The organism is Vibrio sp. Y176, assembly GCF_033438945.1.
The window spans coordinates 1-581 of the sequence record NZ_JAWOQS010000867.1 but is presented as its reverse complement, the minus strand read 5'-3'; the positions used below and the strand labels follow the sequence as shown (position 1 = coordinate 581).

Here is a 581-nt window from a genome sequence, read left to right as displayed (position 1 = left end):
TGTCCTCTATTGGGGTCACCACTATACCGTTAGCATCAGTGAAAAAGTTCAAGAAGAATTGGTGAAGTTCATGCCTCGGTACCAACACAAGTATCGAGTTGTACATAACGGCGTCGACTTAAATCGCTTCCCGATGACGGCTAAACAAGCCCACGATCTCAGCGAGAAAGCAACCATCAACATTGGCATGGTTGGCCGACTACATGAACACAAAGATCACGAAACGTTAATTCACGCCATCGCAAAACTGCCTGAGTGCTACCACTTACACCTTGCCGGAGATGGAGAAAGAAAAGCCTCGCTTCAACGACTCGCTCAATCGTTAAACGTTTTATCTCGCGTGCATTTTCACGGAGTCGTATCCGATATCCCTCTCTTTCTCAGCGATATGGATATCTACGTGCAATCTTCCCACGTTGAAGGATTCGGGCTCGCCGCCGTAGAAGCGATGGCAGCAGGTTTGCCCGTACTCTCGTCCGATGTACCGGGATTAGATGAGGTTACCGGCAGCTCAGAATATCTGTTCGAAGTCGGTGATAGCAATCTGCTTGCGCAAAAGGTTGCAGAGCTATGCGAAGACG

At 48.9% G+C, this 581-nt stretch carries 1 protein-coding gene; it reads left to right on the top strand.

Going from position 1 to position 581, the window contains the following annotated elements; genetic code table 11:
* A partial coding sequence (locus tag R7O13_RS29115; RefSeq protein ID WP_318305487.1) for a glycosyltransferase occupies positions 1-581 on the top strand: 581 nt, incomplete at both ends.